Genomic DNA, 18,064 nt, shown 5'->3' with positions numbered 1-18,064 from the left:
CGCCGAGGGTTCCGCCCCGGCGGCTTTCCGCGTTCGCACCGCGTGGGAAGCCCGTGCTTGCCGCGCCGGGCCGGCGATCCCATCCTGCGCGGCAAAGCCGGAGGACCGCCCGATGATCCCGCTTCCCGCGCCCAAAGCCGATGTCCTCGCCCGGCGCGACGAGATCCTGGCCGGGCTGCGCGCCCTGGTGCCCGGGGATGGCGTGATCACCGAGCCCCTGCGGCTGCGCCCCTATGAGACCGACGGGCTCTCGGCCTATCGCCAGCCGCCCATGGCCGTGGTGCTGCCGACCTCCACCGAGCAGGTGGCTGCCACCCTGCGCTTCTGCCACGAGAACGGGGTGCGGGTGGTGCCGCGCGGAGCCGGGACGAGCCTTTCCGGCGGAGCGCTGCCCCTGGCCGATTCGGTTGTGATCGGACTGATGCGGATGAACCGCATCCTGGACGTCTCCTTCACGGACCGGCTGGCCGTAGTGGAGGCGGGGGTGACGAATCTTGGCATCACCAAGGCCGTGGAGGGGGAGGGGTTCTTCTACGCGCCCGACCCGTCCTCGCAGCTCGCCTGCATGATCGGCGGCAACGTGATGATGAATTCCGGCGGCGCGCATTGCCTCAAATACGGCGTCACCGCGAACAACCTGCTCGGCGTGAAGTTCGTCACCATCACCGGCGAGGTGATCGAGATCGGCGGCGGGCACCTGGATGCCGCGGGCTATGACTGGCTCGGCATCATCACGGGCAGCGAGGGCCAGCTCGGCATCGTCACTGAGGTGACGGTTCGGATCCTGCGCGCGGCCGAAGGGCAGCGCGCGATGCTGGCGGCCTTTGGCAGCACGGAGGTGGCGGGCGCCGCGGTGGATGCCATCATGGCCAGCGGCGTGATTCCCGTGGCGCTGGAATTCATGGACCGCCCCTGCATCCAGGCCTGCGAGGCCTTCGCCAAGGCCGGCTACCCGCTGGATGCGGAGGCGATGCTCATCATTGAGGTGGAGGGCAGCCTGGAGGAGCAGGACGCGCTGCTGGCGCGCATCCGCGACATCTGCGCGCGCTTCGACCCCATCTCCATGCGCGTCGCCACCAGCGCGGAGGAATCGCTCGCTATCTGGAAGGGCCGCAAGGGCGCCTTCGGCGCGGTGGGGCGGATCAGCCCGGATTACCTCTGCATGGACGGCACCATCCCCACCGGCGAGCTGCCTCATGTGCTGCGGCGGATCGGCGAGATGAGTGAGGCCTATGGGCTGGGCGTGGCCAATGTGTTCCATGCCGGCGACGGCAACCTGCACCCGCTGATCATGTTCGACGCGAACGACCCCGAGAGCTTCCGCAAGGCTGAGGCCTTCGGTGCCGATATCCTCAGGCTCTGCGTCGAGGTCGGCGGCTGCCTCACGGGCGAGCACGGGGTGGGCGTAGAGAAGCGGGACCTGATGCCGGTGCAGTTCAACCCGGCCGAGCTGGCGCAGCAGCGGCGGGTGAAGTCCGCCTTCGATCCGGACTGGCTGCTGAACCCCGCCAAGGTCTTCCCGCTCACCGACAATCCCCTCCTCGCGGCATGAGCGCGGTCCCGGACCTCGCGCCACGCACGGAGGAAGAGGTCGCGACCGCGCTGCGCAACGCGGCGGCGCCGCTCGCCATCGAGGGCAGCGGCACCTTGCTGGGCATGCTGCGGCCGGTGCAGGCGGCCCGCACCCTCTCCACCCGCAACCTCACCGGCATCACCCTGCTGCGGCCGCAGGAAATGGTGGTCTCCGCCCGCGCGGGCACCACGCTGGCCGAGATCGATGCGGCGCTGGCGGAGGGCAACCAGGTCCTCGTGCCCGAGCCGCCCGATTTGCGCGGGCTGATGGGCGTGCCGGACGCTCCGCCGCCCACCATCGGCGGGCTGGTCGCGGCCAACCTCTCCGGCCCCCGGCGCATCACCGGCTTCGCCCTGCGGGATGCGGTGCTGGGCATCCGCTTCGTCAACGGCGCGGGCGAGGTGCTGCGCTCCGGCGGCCGGGTCCACAAGAACGTCACGGGCCTCGACCTCTGCAAGCTGCTCGCGGGCAGCCATGGGACGCTGGGCGTGATCACGGAGGTGACGCTGAAAGTCGGCCCTGCCGCCGAGCGGACCGCCACGCTGGTGCTGCCCGTGGCCGACGAGGCGGCCGGGGTCGCGGCACTCTCGGCGGCGCTGACCAGCCCCTATGGGGTGACGGGCGCGGCGATGCTGCCCGCCGGCGCCTCGGCCAATGGTGTGGACGGCGGCGTGGCTGGCCCGGCCGCGCTGCTTCGGCTGGAAGATGTGGAAGCCTCCGTCACCTACCGCATGGCGCGGCTGCAGCAGCTCCTGCCGGCCGGCCGGGTGATCGAGGCCGAGGCCTCCCGCGCGCTGTGGCGCGCGATCCGCGACGTGGCGCCGCTGGCCCCAGGCCAGGAGGAGGCGGTGTGGCGGGTTTCCGTCCGACCCTCGCGCGCGGCCGGCATGGTGGCGGCCCTGCGCGACGGGATCGGCGCGCGGGTGATGCTGGACTGGGGCGGCGGGCTAGTCTGGGTCGCGGGCCCGGCGAGCGCCGAGGCGCATGCGGCGGTGATGGCCGCCGCCGGGGCGGTGGGAGGCACCTTCACCCTGTTCCGCGCGCCCGATCCGCTGCGGGCGGCGGTGGCGGTGATTCCGCCGGAGCCCCCGGCGCTGGCGGCGCTTTCCGCCCGGGTCAAGGCCGCCCTGGACCCCGCGGGGCGGCTGAATCCGGGCCGGATGCGGGCGGGCGGCTGAGGCGTAGCGCTCAACACAATCATCACGCATTGCTGTTTGTCTTCTCCGCGGCGGCGCGGCCAAACTCCGCCCCCGCGAATCACACGGAGAGATAAAGATATGCGGTTGTCCTTGTTGCGCCGAGGCCTGCTTGCAATGACGCTCCTTCTGGCCGGGCTTGCGCCGGCGCTGGCGCAGGGCGACCCAAGCTTCAACCTGGTCAACCGTTCCGGCCAGACGATCCAGGAACTCTACGTCTCCTCCGCCCAGGTGAACACCTGGGGGCAGGACCTGCTGGGGCAGAACGTGCTGGGCAATGGCCGTTCCTTCGCGGTCCGGCTGCCCACGGGCCAGTGCTCCAACGACATCCGCGTGGTCTATGAGGGCGGGCGCTCCGAGGAGCGGCGGGCCATCGACACCTGCCGGGTGAACGAGGTGGTCTTCGGCAACCAGCAGGCCGCGCCGGGCGGCTCGGGCAAGCGGGGCGCCGTGCAGGGCAGCCGCTCGGGCAACCCCTCCTTCAACCTGGTGAATCGCACCAACAAGACCATCCAGGTCCTGCGCGCCTCGCCCAGCTCCGACAGCAGCTGGGGCGAGGACCGGCTGGGCAATGCCGTCGTTCCCCCGGGCGGCACCTTCGCCATCCGCCTGCCGGCGGGCGAGTGCAACTACGACATCCGGGTGGAGTACGAGGACCGGGCGGCGGAGGAGCGGCGCGGGGTCGATCTCTGCAGCGTGGCGAACGTCACCTTCCCCTGAAGGCGGGCGCCCCATTTTTGGGCGCCTCCACGGCAGGAAGCTGAGTGCGAGCGAGGAACGGGCCGCCTGAGGCGGCCCGTTTCTTGCGATCCCAGGCTGATCGGGCGGAGACCCGCCCTTCAGCCAGGGGTTGGAACATGACGCAGACCATCGGCCGGCGTGCGGCGCTGGGCCTCGGCGCCGGGCTTCTCGCCGCGCCCCGTCTTTCCCTCGCGCAGGCGCCGCACCGGGTGAAGTTCACTCTCGATTGGGCGATCCACGGCGGCTACTCCTTCGCCATCGCCGCCGAGCGGAACGGGCTGTTCCGCAAGTACAACCTCGAAATGCCGATCAACCGCGGCTACGGCTCCGGCCGCGTGCCGATCGACATCGCGGCCGGCACCTATGAGCTGGGGTTCGGCGACCTGACGCCCCAGCTGCGCTTCATGGCCGAGAACCCCGATCGCGGGCTGGTCTGCGTCGCCATCCTCTATGACCGCTCGCCCCTCTCGGCCACCGTTCGCGCCGATGGGCCGATCCGCGAGCCGAAGCAGCTGGCCGGCAAGACCCTGGCCGCGCCGGAATTCGATGGCGGGCGGCAGATCTTCCCCGTCTTTGCCCAGGCGGTCGGGATCGACCTCGGCTCCATCAATTGGATGAGCGTCTCGCCCGAGCTGCGGGAGCCGATGCTGGTCCAGCGCCGGGCCGACGGCATCACCGGCTTCGTCACCTCCACCGCGCTCTCTCTGAAGGCCCTGGGGATGGACCTGCCGCAGCAGCGGATCTTCTACTACCGGGACGCCGGGCTCGACTTCTACGGCTCGGGGCTGGTGACCACGCGCGCCGTGCTGCGCGACAAGCCGGAGGCCATCCGCGCCGCGGTGGGCGCGCTGACCGAGGGCATGGTCTGGGCCTATCGCAACCCCGCCGAGGCCGTCACGCATCTGAAGGCGCGCGAGGCGCTGACGGATGCCGCGATTGAAGCCGAGCGGCAGAAGCTCGCCTTCGACCAGATGCTCCTCTCCGACACGGTGAGGCAGCACGGACTCTCCTTCGTGGAGCCCGCGCGGATGAAGCGGCAGATCGACGCGACGGTGGACACCTTCAAGCTGCCGAGCCGGCCGACCCCCGAGCAGGCCTATACGGACGAGTTCCTGCCGGCACCGCCGGTGCGGATGCTCTAGCTCCGGCACCAAGCGCGCCTCGGCAGGGGCCGGATCGGCGCGTTGTGGTGGGGCTTCTTGATGTTGAGGGCTCCGCCCTCAACCCGCCAAGGGCCTGAGGCCCTTGGAACCCCGTCTGACTGCCGTGGATAACCCGGATCGAAGGGGTCTCGGGTTGGAGGGTGCTGATTCCGCCTTTGCAGTCGCCTGAGGTCTGAGACCTCAGGTGCGCCGGCAGCCCCATGATTTCAAACTCGAAGAAAAAGAAGAAGGTGAGGGATCCGGGGAGAGGAAGAATTCCTTCTTTCTCTCCCCGGGACAAACCGACAGATCAGAACAGACTCATCAGTGGCTGAGCAGGTCGGCCACCCGGCGGATCACCGTGCCCCAGTCCTCCTCCCGCGCGCGGCGGTGCAAGCGCAGAGAGGGGTACCAAGGGCTGTCCTGGCGGTGGAGCATCCAGCGCCAATCCGGCAGCGGCGGCAGCAACAGGTGGGTGGGCCGGCCCAGCGTGCCGGCGAGATGCGCGACGCTGGTATCCACGCAGACCACGGCATCCATGGCGCAGAGTGCAGCGGCGGTTTCGATAAAGCTGCTCAGGCGCGGGCGCAGGTCGGTGAGGTTCGGCGTCGCGGCCAGGAAGGCCTCGTCCTCCGCGCGCAGTTCGGTCTGGATGAGGAAGGCTTCGACGCCCGGCCCGAAGAGCGGCGCGAAACGCTCCAGCGGGATCGAGCGGTGGCGGTCGCCCCGATGGGCGGGGTTGCCCGAGCATGCCACGCCGAGGCGGAGCGGCCCGCGCGGCAGGTCACGGTCCCAGGCCGCGATCCGGGCGGGGTCGATTCCGGGGAAGGCAAGGGGGGGCGGGATGCTGTCCAGCCGCGTGCCGAGGGCCAGCGGCAGGCTGAGCAGCGGGCACTGCGCGTCATGCGGCGGCACGGGCTCGCCCCAGGCGACGAGTTGATGGACGCCGGGGAGGCCCTGCAGCAGCGGCAGAAGGGGGCGCTGAGCTTCCATCACCACCCGCGCGCCCCGGGCGGCGGCGAGGGGCGCGTAGCGGGCCATCTGGATCGTGTCGCCGAGCCCTTGCTCGGCATGGAGGAGCAGCGTGCCGCCCGCGAGGGGCTCGCCGCGCCAGAGCGGGCTGTCCGCATGGCGGGGGATCGGGTGGGCGCGGCGCCGCCAGCGCGCCTCATAGCCGGCGAAGCCCGCCTCCAAATCGCCGAGGGCGAGCAGGCTGAGGGCGGCATTCCATTCGGCATCGGCGAAGCCCGGATCCAGCGCCAGGGCCTCGCGGAAGGCGGCGATGGCCTCCTCATGGCGGCCGAGGCCGCGGAAGGCGTTGCCGCGGTTATAGGTGATGCTGCGGTTACCGGGATGCAGGGCCTCGGCTCGGGCGAAGCATTCCAGCGCCTCCTCGAACCGGCCGAGTTCGACCAGTGCGTTGCCCCGGCCGTTCCAGGCCTCGCAGGAGGCGGGGTCGGTGCGCAGGGCGGCGCCGTCGGCCGCCTCGGCTTCCGCATGGCGGCCGAGCAAGGCGAGGGTGGCCGCGCGGTTCCGGTGGCCACCGGCGCTTTCGGCCAGGGCCAGCGCGGCATCGGCGCTGGCCAGCGCCTCCTCGTGCCGGCTGAGGTCGCAAAGCGCCGCGACACGGTTCAGATGCGCGTCCGGCAGGGCGGGGGCGAGGGCGATGGCACGGTCGAAACTCGCCAGCGCCTCCTCCGGCCGGGCGAGGGCGCGGAGGATGATGCCCTGTGTGTTGAGGAAGCCGGGATCGTCCTCACGCAGCAGCAGGCCGATGGCGATGCTGGCCAGCGCCTCCGGCCCCCGGTTCAGGTCGAGCAGAGCGGTGGCGCGGTTGGCATGGGCGGCGGCATAGCCGGGCTGGCGGGCCAGGGCGGCGTCATAGGCTTCCAGCGCCTCGGCGGGGCGGTTGAGCGCGCGCAGGGCGTTGCCGCGGTTGTTGTGCAGCTCCGGCATGTCGGCGCCCAGGGCGCGGGCGGAATTGTGGGCGATGATGGATTCGGCGTAGCGGCCCAGTGCGTGCAGGGCGTTGCCGCGGCCGACCCGGGCCTCCACCAGCTCGGGCTGCAGTGCGATCGCGCGCTCGAAGGCGGCCAGCCCTTCCTCCGCCTGGCCGAGTTCCACCAGCGCGTTGCCGAGGTTGTTGTGGACGAAGCCGTGCCGCGGGTCCTCCGCGAGGGCGCGGCGCAGCAGCGGCACGGCGCCGTCCGGGTCGCCCGCCATGGCACGGAGCAAGCCGAGCAGGTGCAGGGCCTGGAAATGGCGCGGCTGGACCGCCAGCACGGCACGGTAAAGGGGCTCGGCCTCCCCCAACTGCCCGGCCCGGTGGAGCGCCAGCGCACGAGCGGTGAGGACGTCCGGGCCCTCGGCGAGCCCCGTCGGAGGGGGCGGGGTGATGGCGTGACTCTGGGCGTGCAAGGCGATCCCTCCGACCATCCTGGCGGAAGGGGATGTTGCTGTCGAAAGGGTGAAGGGGTGGTGAAGGCGCGGCTGGGACGGCCGGGCGCTCGATGGGGTCACAGTTCTGGCAGGGGGTTCCGGGGAGGGCTCTGCCCTCCACCCGCCAGGGGCCTGAGGCCCTTGGAACCCCGTCTGACTGCCGTGGATACCCCGGCTCGGTCGGGTCTCGGGTCAAGGGTGGCGTTCCTGCGTTTGCAGTCGCCTGAGGTCCTGGACCTCAGGCGCACCGGCAGCCGAGTGATTCCAAACTTCCAGAAAAAGATGATGGTGAGGGGTCCCGGGAGAGGAAGAATTCCTTCTTCCTCTCCCGGGACAGCCCAACAGCTCAGAACAAGAGCCCGGCGGTATCAGTTGCCCAGCTGCGGCGTGTTCACCTCGATGGCGACGGCCTGCACGGCATCCTCCACCCGCGGCATGCGGGGCAGGTTGCCCAGCCTTTCCAGCGTGGCCGCGCCGCCGACCGGGCCGAGGGCGGCGACGGCGGCGGCGTTGTCGTACCGGTCCAGCGCGTCCACCGCCGTGGCGAAGGCGCGGATCGCCACCTGCGGCGGCAGGGAGGCGGGCAGGCCGAGCACCGTGCGGAACTCACGCCGGGCGATCTGCAGCTTGGGCAGCAGGGCGGCGTCGCGCGGATGGGTCCAGGCCGGGTCCGTCTCGGCCGCATAGGCGAAGGCCTCGATCTCGGCCGCGGCGCGGGCGCCTTCGCGCGGGCGGCCGGCGAGGCGTTCGGTCTGGCCGAATTCGAAGGCCGCGGTGCGGGCAGGGTCGCGCAGCGGGTCGGAGAGGCCGATGCGGCTGGACAGCTCCCCGAAATTCGTGGCGCCGCCGCCGCAGGCAGCGAGGAGCAGGGGAAGGGTGAGGAGGAGGCGCTTCATCATGGGATCCGTAGGGTGACTGATGGGGCGGGCGGGCCAAGGCGGGGAGGCCGGGGAAGGGTGCGGGGCGGCCATGACGGCACGGGGCGGCTGATTTCGGCATGCGGGGTTGCGGTGCCGGGCCCCTGCTGCCATTCACCCCGCGAAAAAGCCGCGAGCGTCCCCCTTTCCCCCGATGACCGACGATCTCCTCGATCCGGCTAACCCGGCCCTTCTGCCCGCCGGCCTGTCCGACCTGCTGCCGCCCGAGGCGGCACGCGAAGCGGCGCTGGTCGAGGCCATGATGGCCGTGTTTGCCAGCCATGGCTATGAGCGGGTGAAGCCGCCGCTCCTGGAATTCGAGGAGGGGCTGCTCACCGGCTCCGGCGCCGCCCTGGCGGAGCAGACCTTCCGCCTGATGGACCCCGTCAGCCAGCGCATGATGGGCCTGCGCGCCGACACCACGCCCCAGGTGGCCCGCATCGCGGCCACGCGGTTGCGCGGCGCGCCCCGGCCGCTGCGGCTTTCCTATGCCGGCCAGGTGCTGCGCGTGCGCGGAACGCAGATTGCCCCTGGGCGGCAGCTGCCCCAGCTCGGGGTGGAGCTGATCGGCGTGGACAGTGCCGAGGCGGATGCCGAGGTGGCCGCGCTGGGCGTGGAGGCCCTGGCCGCCGTCGGCATCGCCGATGTGGCGCTGGACATCACCCTGCCGGCCATGTCGCCCGCCCTGCTGGACGCCGCCGGGCTCGAAGGCGCCGCCCGCCACCGCCTGGCCCGCGCGCTGGACCGCAAGGATGCCGCCGAGGTGGCCCGGCTGGCCGAGATGGCCGGCCCGCCCGCCATCTTCCTGACCGAGCTGCTGGCCGCCGCCGGGCCGGCCGATGGCGCGCTCGCCGCGCTCCGCGCCGCGCCGCTGCCTGAGGAGCCGCGGCGCATCGCGGACAACGCGGCGGAGGTGGTGGCCGCGTTGCGCCGCCGTCTGCCGGGCCTGCGCATCACGCTGGACCCGGTGGAGTTCCGTGGCTTCCGCTACCACACGGGCGCCGCCTTCACCCTCTACGGCCCCGGCCGGACAGGCGAGCTGGGCCGCGGTGGGCGCTACCGCAGCGGCGAGGAGGCGGCGACAGGTCTCAGCCTCTACCCCGATGCGGCGCTGCGCGCTTCGCCGGTCCCGGCCGAGCCCCGGCGCGTCTTCCTGCCCGCTGGGCATGATCCCTCCGCCGCCGCCTCGTTGCGGCGCGCGGGCTTCGTCACGATCGCCGCCCTTTCCCCCGCCGACGACGCGCAGGGGCTGGGCTGCACCCATGAATTGCGCGGCACGCAGGCCGTGCCGCTGAGCAAGGAGTAGTTCATGGCCAATGTCGCCATCATCGGCGCCCAGTGGGGCGACGAGGGCAAGGGCAAGGTGGTGGACTGGCTCGCCAGCCGCGCCGATATCGTCGTGCGCTTCCAGGGTGGCCACAATGCCGGCCACACGCTGGTGGTGGGCAACCAGACCTACAAGCTGAGCCTGCTGCCCTCGGGCGTCGTGCGCGGGAAGCTCGGCATCATCGGCAACGGCGTGGTGCTCGACCCCGACGCGCTGCTCTCCGAGATCGCGAAGGTGACGGCGCAGGGGCTGAAGGTCAGCCCCGAGAACCTGCGCATCGCCGAGAACACGCCGCTGATCCTCCCGCTCCACCCCGCGCTGGACAAGGCGCGCGAGGCCGCGCGCGGCGGGGACAAGATCGGTACGACGGGCCGCGGCATCGGCCCGGCCTATGAGGACAAGGTCGGCCGCCGCTCCATCCGCCTCTGCGACCTCGCCGAGCCCGAGACGCTGTCAAAGAAGCTCGACGAGCTGCTGCTGCACCACAACTCGCTGCTGCGCGGCCTCGGCGCGCCCGAGTTCGAGAAGCAGGCCCTGATGGACAAGCTGCTCGGCTGGGCGCCGAAGCTGCTGCCCTTCATGGAAGCGGTGTGGGAGCGCCTGGATGCCGCGCGGCTGGAAGGCAAGCGCGTGCTGTTCGAGGGGGCGCAGGCCGTGATGCTCGACGTCGACCACGGCACCTTCCCCTATGTCACCAGCAGCAACACGGTGGCCGGCAACGCGGCGGCGGGCGCCGGCGTCGGGCCGCATGCGGTGGGCAACGTGCTCGGCATCGCCAAGGCCTACACCACCCGCGTCGGCTCCGGCCCTTTCCCGACCGAGCTGTTCGACGACACGGGCAAGCTGCTGGGCGAGCGCGGGCATGAGTTCGGCACCGTCACAGGCCGCCCGCGCCGCTGCGGCTGGTTCGATGCCTGCCTTGTGCGCCAGGCGGTGAAGGTCGGCGGCGTGCAGGGCCTCGTGCTGACGAAGCTCGACGTGCTCGACGGCCTGCCGGAGCTGAAGATCTGCACGGGCTACGAGATCAACGGCGAGGTGATGCGCCGCCTTCCCGCCGCCATGGCGGCGCAGGCTGCGGCGAAGCCGGTCTATGAGACCGTCGAGGGCTGGTCGGGCAGCACGCGCGGGGCGCGGAGCTGGGCGGAACTGCCGGCCCAGGCCATCAAGTATGTGCGCCGCATCGAGGAGCTGGTGGAAGCACCGGTGACGCTGCTTTCCACGAGCCCGGAACGGGACGACACCATCACGGTGACGGATCCGTTCGCGGGCTGAACGGCGCGGGGCCTGGCCCCGGCCATCGCATCGGTTCCGAGCGGGGGCACTAGCCCTCGTCGCGGTTCCAGACCGGGGCGGCCATGCGGTGGCCGCTGCGCAGGGCGGGGCTGCCGCCGCGGGGCAGGCTGCGCCCGCCATCTCCGGGGAAGCGCGGCCCCTGCTGCGCCGGGGTGGCGAGAAGCGCCTCCTGGCGCCGTGCCTCCTCCGGGCCCAGGCGCGTGACGTCGGGCCGTAGCGGCTTGGCGTGCTGGATGGGAAGAATGGGCATCGCGTTCCGGTGTCCTCGGGTTGTTCTTTCTGGCCCTCCGGGGGCGTGGTCTACTGGAGGGGAACGGGCGTTCTTGTTCCGGGTTGCGCTTGCAACGCTGCCTTGCAACGGAGGAAGCGGATGAAGACGGAATTTACCGAAGCGCAGCTGGCCGATCCGGATATCCGCGAGTCCAACCAGATCCTGCGGACCTGCGTGCATTGCGGCTTCTGCACCGCCACATGCCCCACCTTCGTGCTGCTGGGCGACGAGTTGGATAGCCCGCGCGGGCGCATCTACCTCATCAAGGACATGCTGGAATCCGGCCGCGCCGCCTCGAAGGAGGAGGTGGTGCATGTGGATCGCTGCCTCTCCTGCCTCTCCTGCATGACCACCTGCCCAAGCGGCGTGCACTACATGCATCTCGTCGATCACGCTCGGCATCACATCGAGGAGACCTACAGCCGCCCGCTGATGGAGCGCCTGATCCGCGCAACGCTGGCCTTCGTGCTGCCGCGCCCGGCGCTGTTCCGCGCGGCGCTGGCCGGCGCGCGGCTGGCGCAGCCGGTGAAGGCGCTGCTCACGGGCAGTTCGATGACCGTGAAGCGGCTGCGGGCCATGCTGGAACTGGCGCCGCCGGTCGTACCACTGCCGGGCGAGTCCGCGCGGCCGATGGTCTACCCCGCCGAGGGCGCCCGGCGCGGCCGCGTCGCGCTGCTGACGGGCTGCGCGCAGACGGTGCTGGCGCCCTCGATCAACGACGCAACGATCCGGCTTCTCACCCGCATGGGGATCGAGGTGGTGGTGACGGCGGGGCAGGGGTGCTGCGGCGCGCTGACGCACCATATGGGGCGGCAGGATTCCTCCCACGCCCTGGCCCGCCGCAACATCGAGGCCTGGGTGCGCGAGGCGGAGGGCGAGGGGCTGGACGCGATCGTCATCAACGCCTCGGGCTGTGGCACCACGGTGAAGGATTACGGCCACATGTTCCGCGAGGCCGAGCCGGGCCTGCGCGACCGCGCCGCCCGCGTGGCCGAGCTGGCGAAGGACGTCTCCGAGGTGCTGGCCGCCTTCCGCTACGAGCCGGTGCGCGAGCCGCCCGGCATCGCCGTCGCCTATCACGCGGCCTGTTCGCTGCAGCACGGCCAGCAGATCACGGCCGTGCCGAAATCCCTGCTGGAGCAGGCCGGGTTCGAGGTGCGGGTGCCGGCGGAGGCGCATCTCTGCTGCGGCAGCGCGGGCACCTACAACATCCTCCAGCCCGAGATCGCCGGGCGGCTGCGGGAGAGGAAGCTCGGCTTCCTCCACCGCACCGGGGCGGACATCGTGGCCTCCGGCAATATCGGCTGCCTCACGCAATTGGGTGGTGGCGGCCTGCCGGTGGCGCATACGGTGGAGTTGCTGGACTGGATGGCGGGCGGCCCCGCGCCGGCGGCCGTGATGGCGGCCCGCGCGCGGCAGGAGGCCCTGGCGGCGGGTTAGGCCCCGGTTTTATCGGCACTTCGAGGACGGAGGACGCGATGCGGCGCTTGGCGGGGATGACAGGGCTTCTGCTCATGCTCTCGGGCCCCGCCTTCGCGCAGGTGCTGCCCATCCCGGGCGGAGGGGGCGTGGCGCCGGCCATCCCGCCCCCCGCCGTGCCCCTGCCACGCGCCGGCGCCGCCGAGCAGCGGCGGGCGGAGCTGGACCGGCTGCTCGATGCGCTCGCTCAGGCGCCGGACGAGGCCGCGGCCGCCCCGGTGCAGGCGCGCATCCAGCAGCTCTGGGCGGAGGGTGGGACGCCTGCCGTGGGGCTGCTGCTCCGCAAGGGGTTGCGCGCCATGGAAGCGAATGCCGTGGACGAGGCGGTGGAGGATCTGGACGCCGCCATCACCCTGCAGCCCGACTTCCCGGAATCGTGGGTGCTGCGAGCCCAGGCCCAGGCGGCGGCCGGGGACCGCAAGGCGGCGGCGGCGGATCTGCGAGAGGCCCTGCGGCTGGAGCCCCGGCATTTCGGCGCGCTGCTCGCGCTCGCCGAGTTGCAGGAGGATGCGGGCGATGCCGCCGGGGCCCTGCGGAGCCTCGAGGCGGCACTGAAGATCCATCCGCGGCTCCCCGGGGGAGCGCAGCGACGGCGAGAACTGGTGCGGCGGGCCCGGGGTGACGCGACCTGAGCGCCAAGGCCCATCCGGGTTTTGCGAAAGGCTTGATGCGTTCCTGGTGAGGGCTCCGCCCTCACCCCGCCAAGGGCCTGAGGCCCTTGGAGCCCCGTCTGACTGCCGTGGATACCCTGATCGACGGGGTCTCTGGTTGAATGCGATTGATCCTGCCTTTGCAGTCGCCTGAGGTCATGGACCTCAGGCGCACCGTCCGTCGAGTGATTCCAAACTGCTAAAAGAAGATAATGGAGAGGGGTCCGCGGAGAGGAAGGATTCCTTCTTTCTCTCCCCGGGACAGACCGACAGCGGAGAAGGTGGACCGAGCATTCCACCGCAACGGCCGGATGGCTGCCCCCGCCCCGGACAGGCAAGGATGGCGGCATGCGAGATACCGCTGAACTCACCGAGCCGACCCTGGACGAGGAGGCGCTCTGGCAGGCGCTGCTGGGGCGAGAGGCCTTGCCGGGCTGGTTCTATGGCGTGACGAGCCAGGGCATTGTCTGCCGGCTGGGCTGCCCGGCCCGGCCCCCGCTGCGGCGGCATGTGCGCTTCTTCTCAGGCATGCCGCAGGCGGTGGCGGCGGGCTTCCGGCCCTGCCGGCGCTGCGACCCGGATGGCGCGAGGGCGGCGATTCATGCGGAGGCCGTGCGGGAGGCCTGCGCCGCCATGGAGGCGGCGGTGGCGCGGGGTGAGGAGGTGCCCTCCCTCGCGGCGCTGGCCGGGCGGGCGGGATATGCGCGCCATCACTTCCTCCGCCTGTTTCGGGAGGTGGCGGGGGTGACGCCCCATGCCTATGCGGCGGCGCTGCGGGCGCGGCGATTGGGCGAAGCGTTGGCGGAGGGCGAGCGCGTGGCGGATGCGGTGGCCGGGGCCGGTTTTTCGAGCGAAAGCCGGGTTTACGAGGATGGGGCGCGGATGCTCGGCATGACCCCTGGTGCCGCCCGGCGAGGCGGGGCGGGGGAGGTGATTCGCACCGCCTTCGGAGAAAGCGCGCTGGGCCCGGTGATGGTGGGCATGACGGCGCGCGGCGTCTGCGCGATCGAATTCGGTGCGGATGAGGCGGCACTGCTGCGAGCGGTCCAGGCGCGCTTCCCGCAGGCCCGGGTCGAGCCGGCTGATGCGCCGGCGCGGGAGGCGGTGGCCCGGGTGCTGGCCTGGGTGGAGGAGCCGCGCGGGGCGCTGGACCTGCCGTTGGACCTGCGCGGCACTGCCTTCCAGAAGCGGGTCTGGGAGGCGCTGCGGGCCATCCCTGCTGGCGGCACGGTGGATTACGCGGCCCTCGCCGCCCGGCTCGGCCTGCCGCGTGGGGCCCGGGCGGTGGCGCGGGCCTGCGCGGGCAACGGCGTGGCGCTGGCCGTGCCCTGCCACCGTGTGATCGGCCGCGATGGTGGGCTGCGCGGCTATCGCTGGGGGATAGAGCGCAAGGCGGCGCTGCTGGCGCGGGAAGAGGCCGCCGCGAAGTAGCGGCGCCTTCCCCGGGCCGGGCGCGAACCCGCTACGGGCGCGGCCGGGAGGGCGCCGCGGCGGGCGGCGGGGTGGGCCGGGCGGCCGGGGCGTCGCGCGCCGGGGGCTCGCGCGGGGTCAGGTTCTCGGTGCCGATGGCGCTGCTGCCGATGAGGGTCCACTGGCCGGTCATGCTGCCGTCCGGGCTCACCTGGTAGATGGCGATGCCGGGAGCCTGGCCGAGGGTGAAGCCGACGGAGAAGACGGGACCCGCGGACATGGCATAGCCCTCGAACCGGTTCTCGCCGACCTGCCAGGCCACGCGCCAGGAGGCGAGGCCGACCTGCTGGACGATCATGTTCCCGGTATAGGCCGAGCCGTCGGGGTTGGTGCCGGTGACCTCATAGAGCCCGTTGCGCTGGGCCTCGGCCGGTGCGTGGGAAAGGGCCAGGCCCGCCGCCGCCAGGGCGGCCATCGCGATACGCTTCATCATCATCCTCATGCCGCGTCCTCATGCTGCGCCGGGGCGCGCGCGGGCCCATTCTCCGCCCGGTGGCGCCCGCTGTGAATGGGCGCGAGCCCCTGGCGTTTCTACTCGACGACGGCGACGCGGAGGGCGTTGGTGGTGCCGGGCGTGCCGAAGGGCACGCCGGCGACGACGACCACCTCGTCGCCCGAGGTCGCGAAGCCCTCGGCGGCGGCGGCGCGGACGCCCTTGGCCACCATGTCCGTCATGCTCGCCGGTTCCTTGCTCTGCACCGGGTGCACGCCCCAGACCAGGGCCAGCCGGCGGGCAGTGCGTTCGCTCGCGGTCATGCCGATGATGGGCGCGGAGGGGCGCTCACGCGCGACGCGCAGCACGGTGGAGCCGGTGGAGGTGAAGGCGGCGATCGCCTCGGCCTCGATGGTGGTGGCGACTTGGCGGGCGGCGGTCGCGATGGCGTCGGAGGCGCGGTGGCGCGGCTCCGGCCGGTTGTTGTCGGTGATGGCGCGCCAGCCCGGATCCTGCTCCGTGCGGGCGACGATGCGGTCCATGATGTTCACCGCCTCGAAGGGATAGCTCCCGGCGGCGGTTTCGGCGGAGAGCATGACGGCATCCGCGCCGTCGAAGACCGCCGTGGCCACGTCCGACGCCTCGGCGCGGGTGGGGGTGGGGGCGGAGATCATGCTCTCCAGCATCTGGGTGGCCACGACCACGGGGATGCCGCGGGTGCGGGCACCGCGGATGATGCGCTTCTGGATCAGCGGCACCTCCTCGGGCGGGCATTCCACGCCCAGGTCGCCGCGCGCGACCATGACGGCATCGGCGAGGTCGAGGATGGCGTCCATCTGCTCGACCGCCTGGGGCTTCTCCATCTTCACCATGATCCAGGCGCGGCCATCGGCGATGGCCTTCGCCTCCGCCACGTCCTCCGGGCGCTGGACGAAGGAGAGGCCGATGAACTCGACGCCCTGATCCAGGGCGAAGGCGAGGTCGGCGCGGTCCTTCTCGGTCAGGGCCGGGATGGGAAGGGCGACATCGGGCACGTTCACGCCCTTGCGGTCGGAAAGGGGGCCGCCGACGAGGACCTCGGTCTCCAGGTGGTCGTCCCGCTGGCGGGTGACGCCGAGGCGGAGCTTGCCGTCATCCAGCAGCAGCGTGGTGCCGATGCGGGCGGCGTGGATGATCTCGGGATGCGGCAGCTGGACGCGGCGGACATCGCCGGGGACGGGGGAGAGGTCCAGGCGGAAGGGCTGGCCGGACTGGAGCTGCACGCGGCCGCCCGCGAACTTGCCGACGCGCAGCTTCGGGCCCTGGACATCCGCCAGGATGCCAATGGGGCGGCCCGTGCGGCGCTCGATCTCGCGGATCGTCACGATCCGGGCCGCATGGTCCTCATGGGAGCCGTGGGAGAAGTTGAGGCGGAAGATGTCGGCACCCCCGCGGAACAGGCGCTCGATCACCTGCGGGTCCGCGCTGGCCGGGCCGAGGGTTGCGATGATCTTCGTGCGCCGGCGGCGGCGGATGGGGATGCGGTTCGCCATGCGGGGCGCTCCTGCAGGCTTGGGATCGGGCTGGAAGAGCGTCTCGGGCGGGACGTCCATGATGCGCGCCACCTCCTCCACGCGCTCGGGCGGGATGCGGCGCCATTGGGAGACGGCGGCGGTGGAGATGCCGAGCCCGGTCGCGATCCGGGTCACGGCGCCGCGTTGGGTGAGGAGGGTCTCGAGGGCCTTGTCGCGCATGGCACTTACTTAGGAGATCTAAGTTAAGCTTTCGAGGGATTTCTGACTTAAATTTATTAAGCGATCAGGATGGCTCGGAAGTCGTTCACATTGGTCAGGGTCGGGCCCGTAATCACCAGATCCCCCAACGCCTGGAACACGTCATGGCTTCGGTGGCCTGCGAGTGCCGCAATCGGGTCCACCCCCATGTCGCGGCTGCTGGCCAGCGTGTCCGAGGTGGCGAGGGCGCCGGCATTGCTGCCCGCACCGTCGATGCCGTCCGTATCCGCCATCAGGCCCCAGATCCCGGGATGGGCCGCCAGCGACGCGGCCAGGCCGAGCAGACACTCGCCATTCCGCCCGCCCGCGCCCTGCGCCCCGCCCAGCGTCACCGTGGTTTCCCCGCCGGAGAGGAGCACGGCGGGCCTGGGCACCGGCACGCCATGCGCGGCCACCGAACGGGCGATCCCCGCGAGCAGCGTGCCCACCTCCCGCGCCTCGCCCTCCAGCGCGTCACCCAGGATCAGGGGGGTGAGACCCATGGCCTCCGCTTCCCGCGCCGCCGCGCGCAGGGCCATCAGCGGGGTGGCGATCATCCGGTATTCCGCGCGGGCCAGGCGCGGGTCCCCGGGCTTGGGGGACTCGTCCTCGGCGGCGTCCAGATGGGCGCGCACGGCGGGCGGCAGGTCGATGCCGTAGCGCGCCACGATCGCGCGTGCCTCCTGGAAGCTGCTCGGGTCCGGCACGGTGGGGCCCGAGGCGATGGCGGCGGGGTCGTCCCCCGGCACGTCGGAGATGGCGAGGGTGACGACGCGCGCCGGATGGGCCGCGGCCGCGAGGCGCCCGCCCTTGATGGCCGAGAGGTGCCGCCGGAGGACATTCATCTCGTTGATGGTGGCGCCGCAGGCGAGGAGCGCGCGGTTGACCGCCTGCTTGTCGGCCAGCGTCAGCCCGGGGGCGGCGAGGGGCATGAGGGCGGAGCCCCCGCCGGAGATGAGGGCGAGGACGAGGTCATGCTCCGTCAGGCCCTGGACCGCCTGGAGGATCCGTGCGGCGGCACGCTCGCCCGCGGCGTCCGGGACGGGATGGGAGGCCTCCACCACCTCGATCCGTGTGGTCGGCACGGCATGGCCGTAGCGGGTGACGACCAGCCCCTGCATCGGCACCCCAGCCCAGGCGGCTTCCACCGCCGCGGCCATGACGGCGGCCGACTTGCCCGCGCCGACCACGACGACGCGGCCCCCGCTGGAAGGGGCCGGGGGCTCGGGCAGGTGGTCGGCCAGGATGGCCCGCGGGTCGGCGCTGCGGACGGCGGCATCGAACAGGCGGCGCAGCGCGGCGCGGGCACGCGCATCATCCCAATGGCTCAATCTCGGCCCTCCCGGTTCGGCCGCATCATGCCCGCTGCGCCCCGGCCGGCA

15 protein-coding genes are annotated in these 18,064 nt (G+C 72.2%); 9 read left to right on the top strand and 6 right to left on the bottom strand.

What is annotated here, in order from left to right:
• Window positions 1-112: 112 nt before the first annotated feature.
• The 4 genes from BUB97_RS13635 (at window position 113) to BUB97_RS13620 (ending at window position 4,652) form a co-directional block, all read left to right on the top strand.
• Window positions 113-1,552 (top strand): FAD-linked oxidase C-terminal domain-containing protein, encoded by a 1,440-nt coding sequence (locus tag BUB97_RS13635; protein WP_073135628.1) that lies wholly within the window; start codon window positions 113-115, stop codon window positions 1,550-1,552.
• Complete coding sequence (locus BUB97_RS13630) at window positions 1,549-2,751, top strand: FAD-binding protein (RefSeq protein ID WP_073135626.1); 1,203 nt, start codon at window positions 1,549-1,551, stop codon at window positions 2,749-2,751. The genes BUB97_RS13635 and BUB97_RS13630 overlap by 4 nt, the downstream gene beginning before the upstream one ends.
• Before the next feature lie 135 nt (window positions 2,752-2,886).
• A complete protein-coding gene (locus BUB97_RS13625) occupies window positions 2,887-3,489 on the top strand; it encodes a hypothetical protein (RefSeq protein ID WP_086062186.1) in 603 nt (200 codons plus the stop codon).
• A 137-nt stretch (window positions 3,490-3,626) separates the two neighbouring features.
• Window positions 3,627-4,652: an ABC transporter substrate-binding protein gene (locus BUB97_RS13620; protein ID WP_073135621.1), complete on the top strand. Its 1,026-nt coding sequence runs from the start codon at window positions 3,627-3,629 to the stop codon at window positions 4,650-4,652.
• Between the two features lie 324 nt (window positions 4,653-4,976).
• Here BUB97_RS13620 and BUB97_RS13615 read toward each other — a convergent pair whose 3' ends face one another.
• On the bottom strand, window positions 4,977-7,070 hold the full coding sequence (locus BUB97_RS13615; protein WP_175562630.1) for a tetratricopeptide repeat protein: 2,094 nt from the start codon (window positions 7,068-7,070) through the stop codon (window positions 4,977-4,979).
• Between the two features lie 389 nt (window positions 7,071-7,459).
• On the bottom strand, window positions 7,460-7,990 hold the full coding sequence (locus tag BUB97_RS13610; protein ID WP_073135619.1) for a hypothetical protein: 531 nt from the start codon (window positions 7,988-7,990) through the stop codon (window positions 7,460-7,462).
• Window positions 7,991-8,162: 172 nt separating this feature from the next.
• On the opposite strand from BUB97_RS13610, the gene BUB97_RS13605 reads away from it, so the two are divergent.
• Both BUB97_RS13605 and BUB97_RS13600 read left to right on the top strand, forming a co-directional pair.
• Window positions 8,163-9,314 (top strand): ATP phosphoribosyltransferase regulatory subunit, encoded by a 1,152-nt coding sequence (locus tag BUB97_RS13605; protein WP_073135615.1) that lies wholly within the window; start codon window positions 8,163-8,165, stop codon window positions 9,312-9,314.
• Between the two features lie 3 nt (window positions 9,315-9,317).
• Window positions 9,318-10,607, top strand: a complete 1,290-nt coding sequence (locus tag BUB97_RS13600; protein ID WP_073135613.1) for an adenylosuccinate synthase — start codon at window positions 9,318-9,320, stop codon at window positions 10,605-10,607.
• Between the two features lie 49 nt (window positions 10,608-10,656).
• Here BUB97_RS13600 and BUB97_RS13595 read toward each other — a convergent pair whose 3' ends face one another.
• Window positions 10,657-10,878, bottom strand: a complete 222-nt coding sequence (locus BUB97_RS13595) for a hypothetical protein (RefSeq protein WP_073135612.1) — start codon at window positions 10,876-10,878, stop codon at window positions 10,657-10,659.
• 120 nt (window positions 10,879-10,998) lie between these two features.
• Here BUB97_RS13595 and glcF point away from each other — a divergent pair, with 120 nt between their 5' ends.
• The 3 genes from glcF to BUB97_RS13580 all read left to right on the top strand — a co-directional run bounded on the left by glcF (window position 10,999) and on the right by BUB97_RS13580 (window position 14,459).
• Window positions 10,999-12,339, top strand: coding sequence for a glycolate oxidase subunit GlcF (glcF, locus tag BUB97_RS13590; RefSeq protein ID WP_073135608.1), 1,341 nt, complete (start codon window positions 10,999-11,001; stop codon window positions 12,337-12,339).
• Window positions 12,340-12,377: 38 nt separating this feature from the next.
• The gene (locus BUB97_RS13585) at window positions 12,378-13,010 is read left to right on the top strand and encodes a tetratricopeptide repeat protein (protein ID WP_073135606.1); all 633 of its coding nucleotides are present in this window, start codon (window positions 12,378-12,380) and stop codon (window positions 13,008-13,010) included.
• Between the two features lie 366 nt (window positions 13,011-13,376).
• On the top strand, window positions 13,377-14,459 hold the full coding sequence (locus tag BUB97_RS13580) for a methylated-DNA--[protein]-cysteine S-methyltransferase (protein WP_073135604.1): 1,083 nt from the start codon (window positions 13,377-13,379) through the stop codon (window positions 14,457-14,459).
• A 31-nt stretch (window positions 14,460-14,490) separates the two neighbouring features.
• Here BUB97_RS13580 and BUB97_RS13575 read toward each other — a convergent pair whose 3' ends face one another.
• The 3 genes from BUB97_RS13575 to BUB97_RS13565 form a co-directional block, all read right to left on the bottom strand.
• Window positions 14,491-14,940, bottom strand: a complete 450-nt coding sequence (locus BUB97_RS13575; protein ID WP_073135602.1) for a hypothetical protein — start codon at window positions 14,938-14,940, stop codon at window positions 14,491-14,493.
• Window positions 14,941-15,029: 89 nt separating this feature from the next.
• Window positions 15,030-16,463: a pyruvate kinase gene (gene pyk / locus BUB97_RS13570; protein WP_073135789.1), complete on the bottom strand. Its 1,434-nt coding sequence runs from the start codon at window positions 16,461-16,463 to the stop codon at window positions 15,030-15,032.
• A 257-nt stretch (window positions 16,464-16,720) separates the two neighbouring features.
• Window positions 16,721-18,013: a glycerate kinase type-2 family protein gene (locus tag BUB97_RS13565; protein ID WP_073135600.1), complete on the bottom strand. Its 1,293-nt coding sequence runs from the start codon at window positions 18,011-18,013 to the stop codon at window positions 16,721-16,723.
• Window positions 18,014-18,064: the final 51 nt, after the last annotated feature.

Source organism: Muricoccus roseus (assembly GCF_900141905.1).
Taxonomy (GTDB): Bacteria; Pseudomonadota; Alphaproteobacteria; order Acetobacterales; family Acetobacteraceae; genus Roseomonas; species Roseomonas rosea.
Note: the sequence above shows the minus strand (reverse complement) of the source record. Positions and strands in the feature narration are given on the sequence as shown.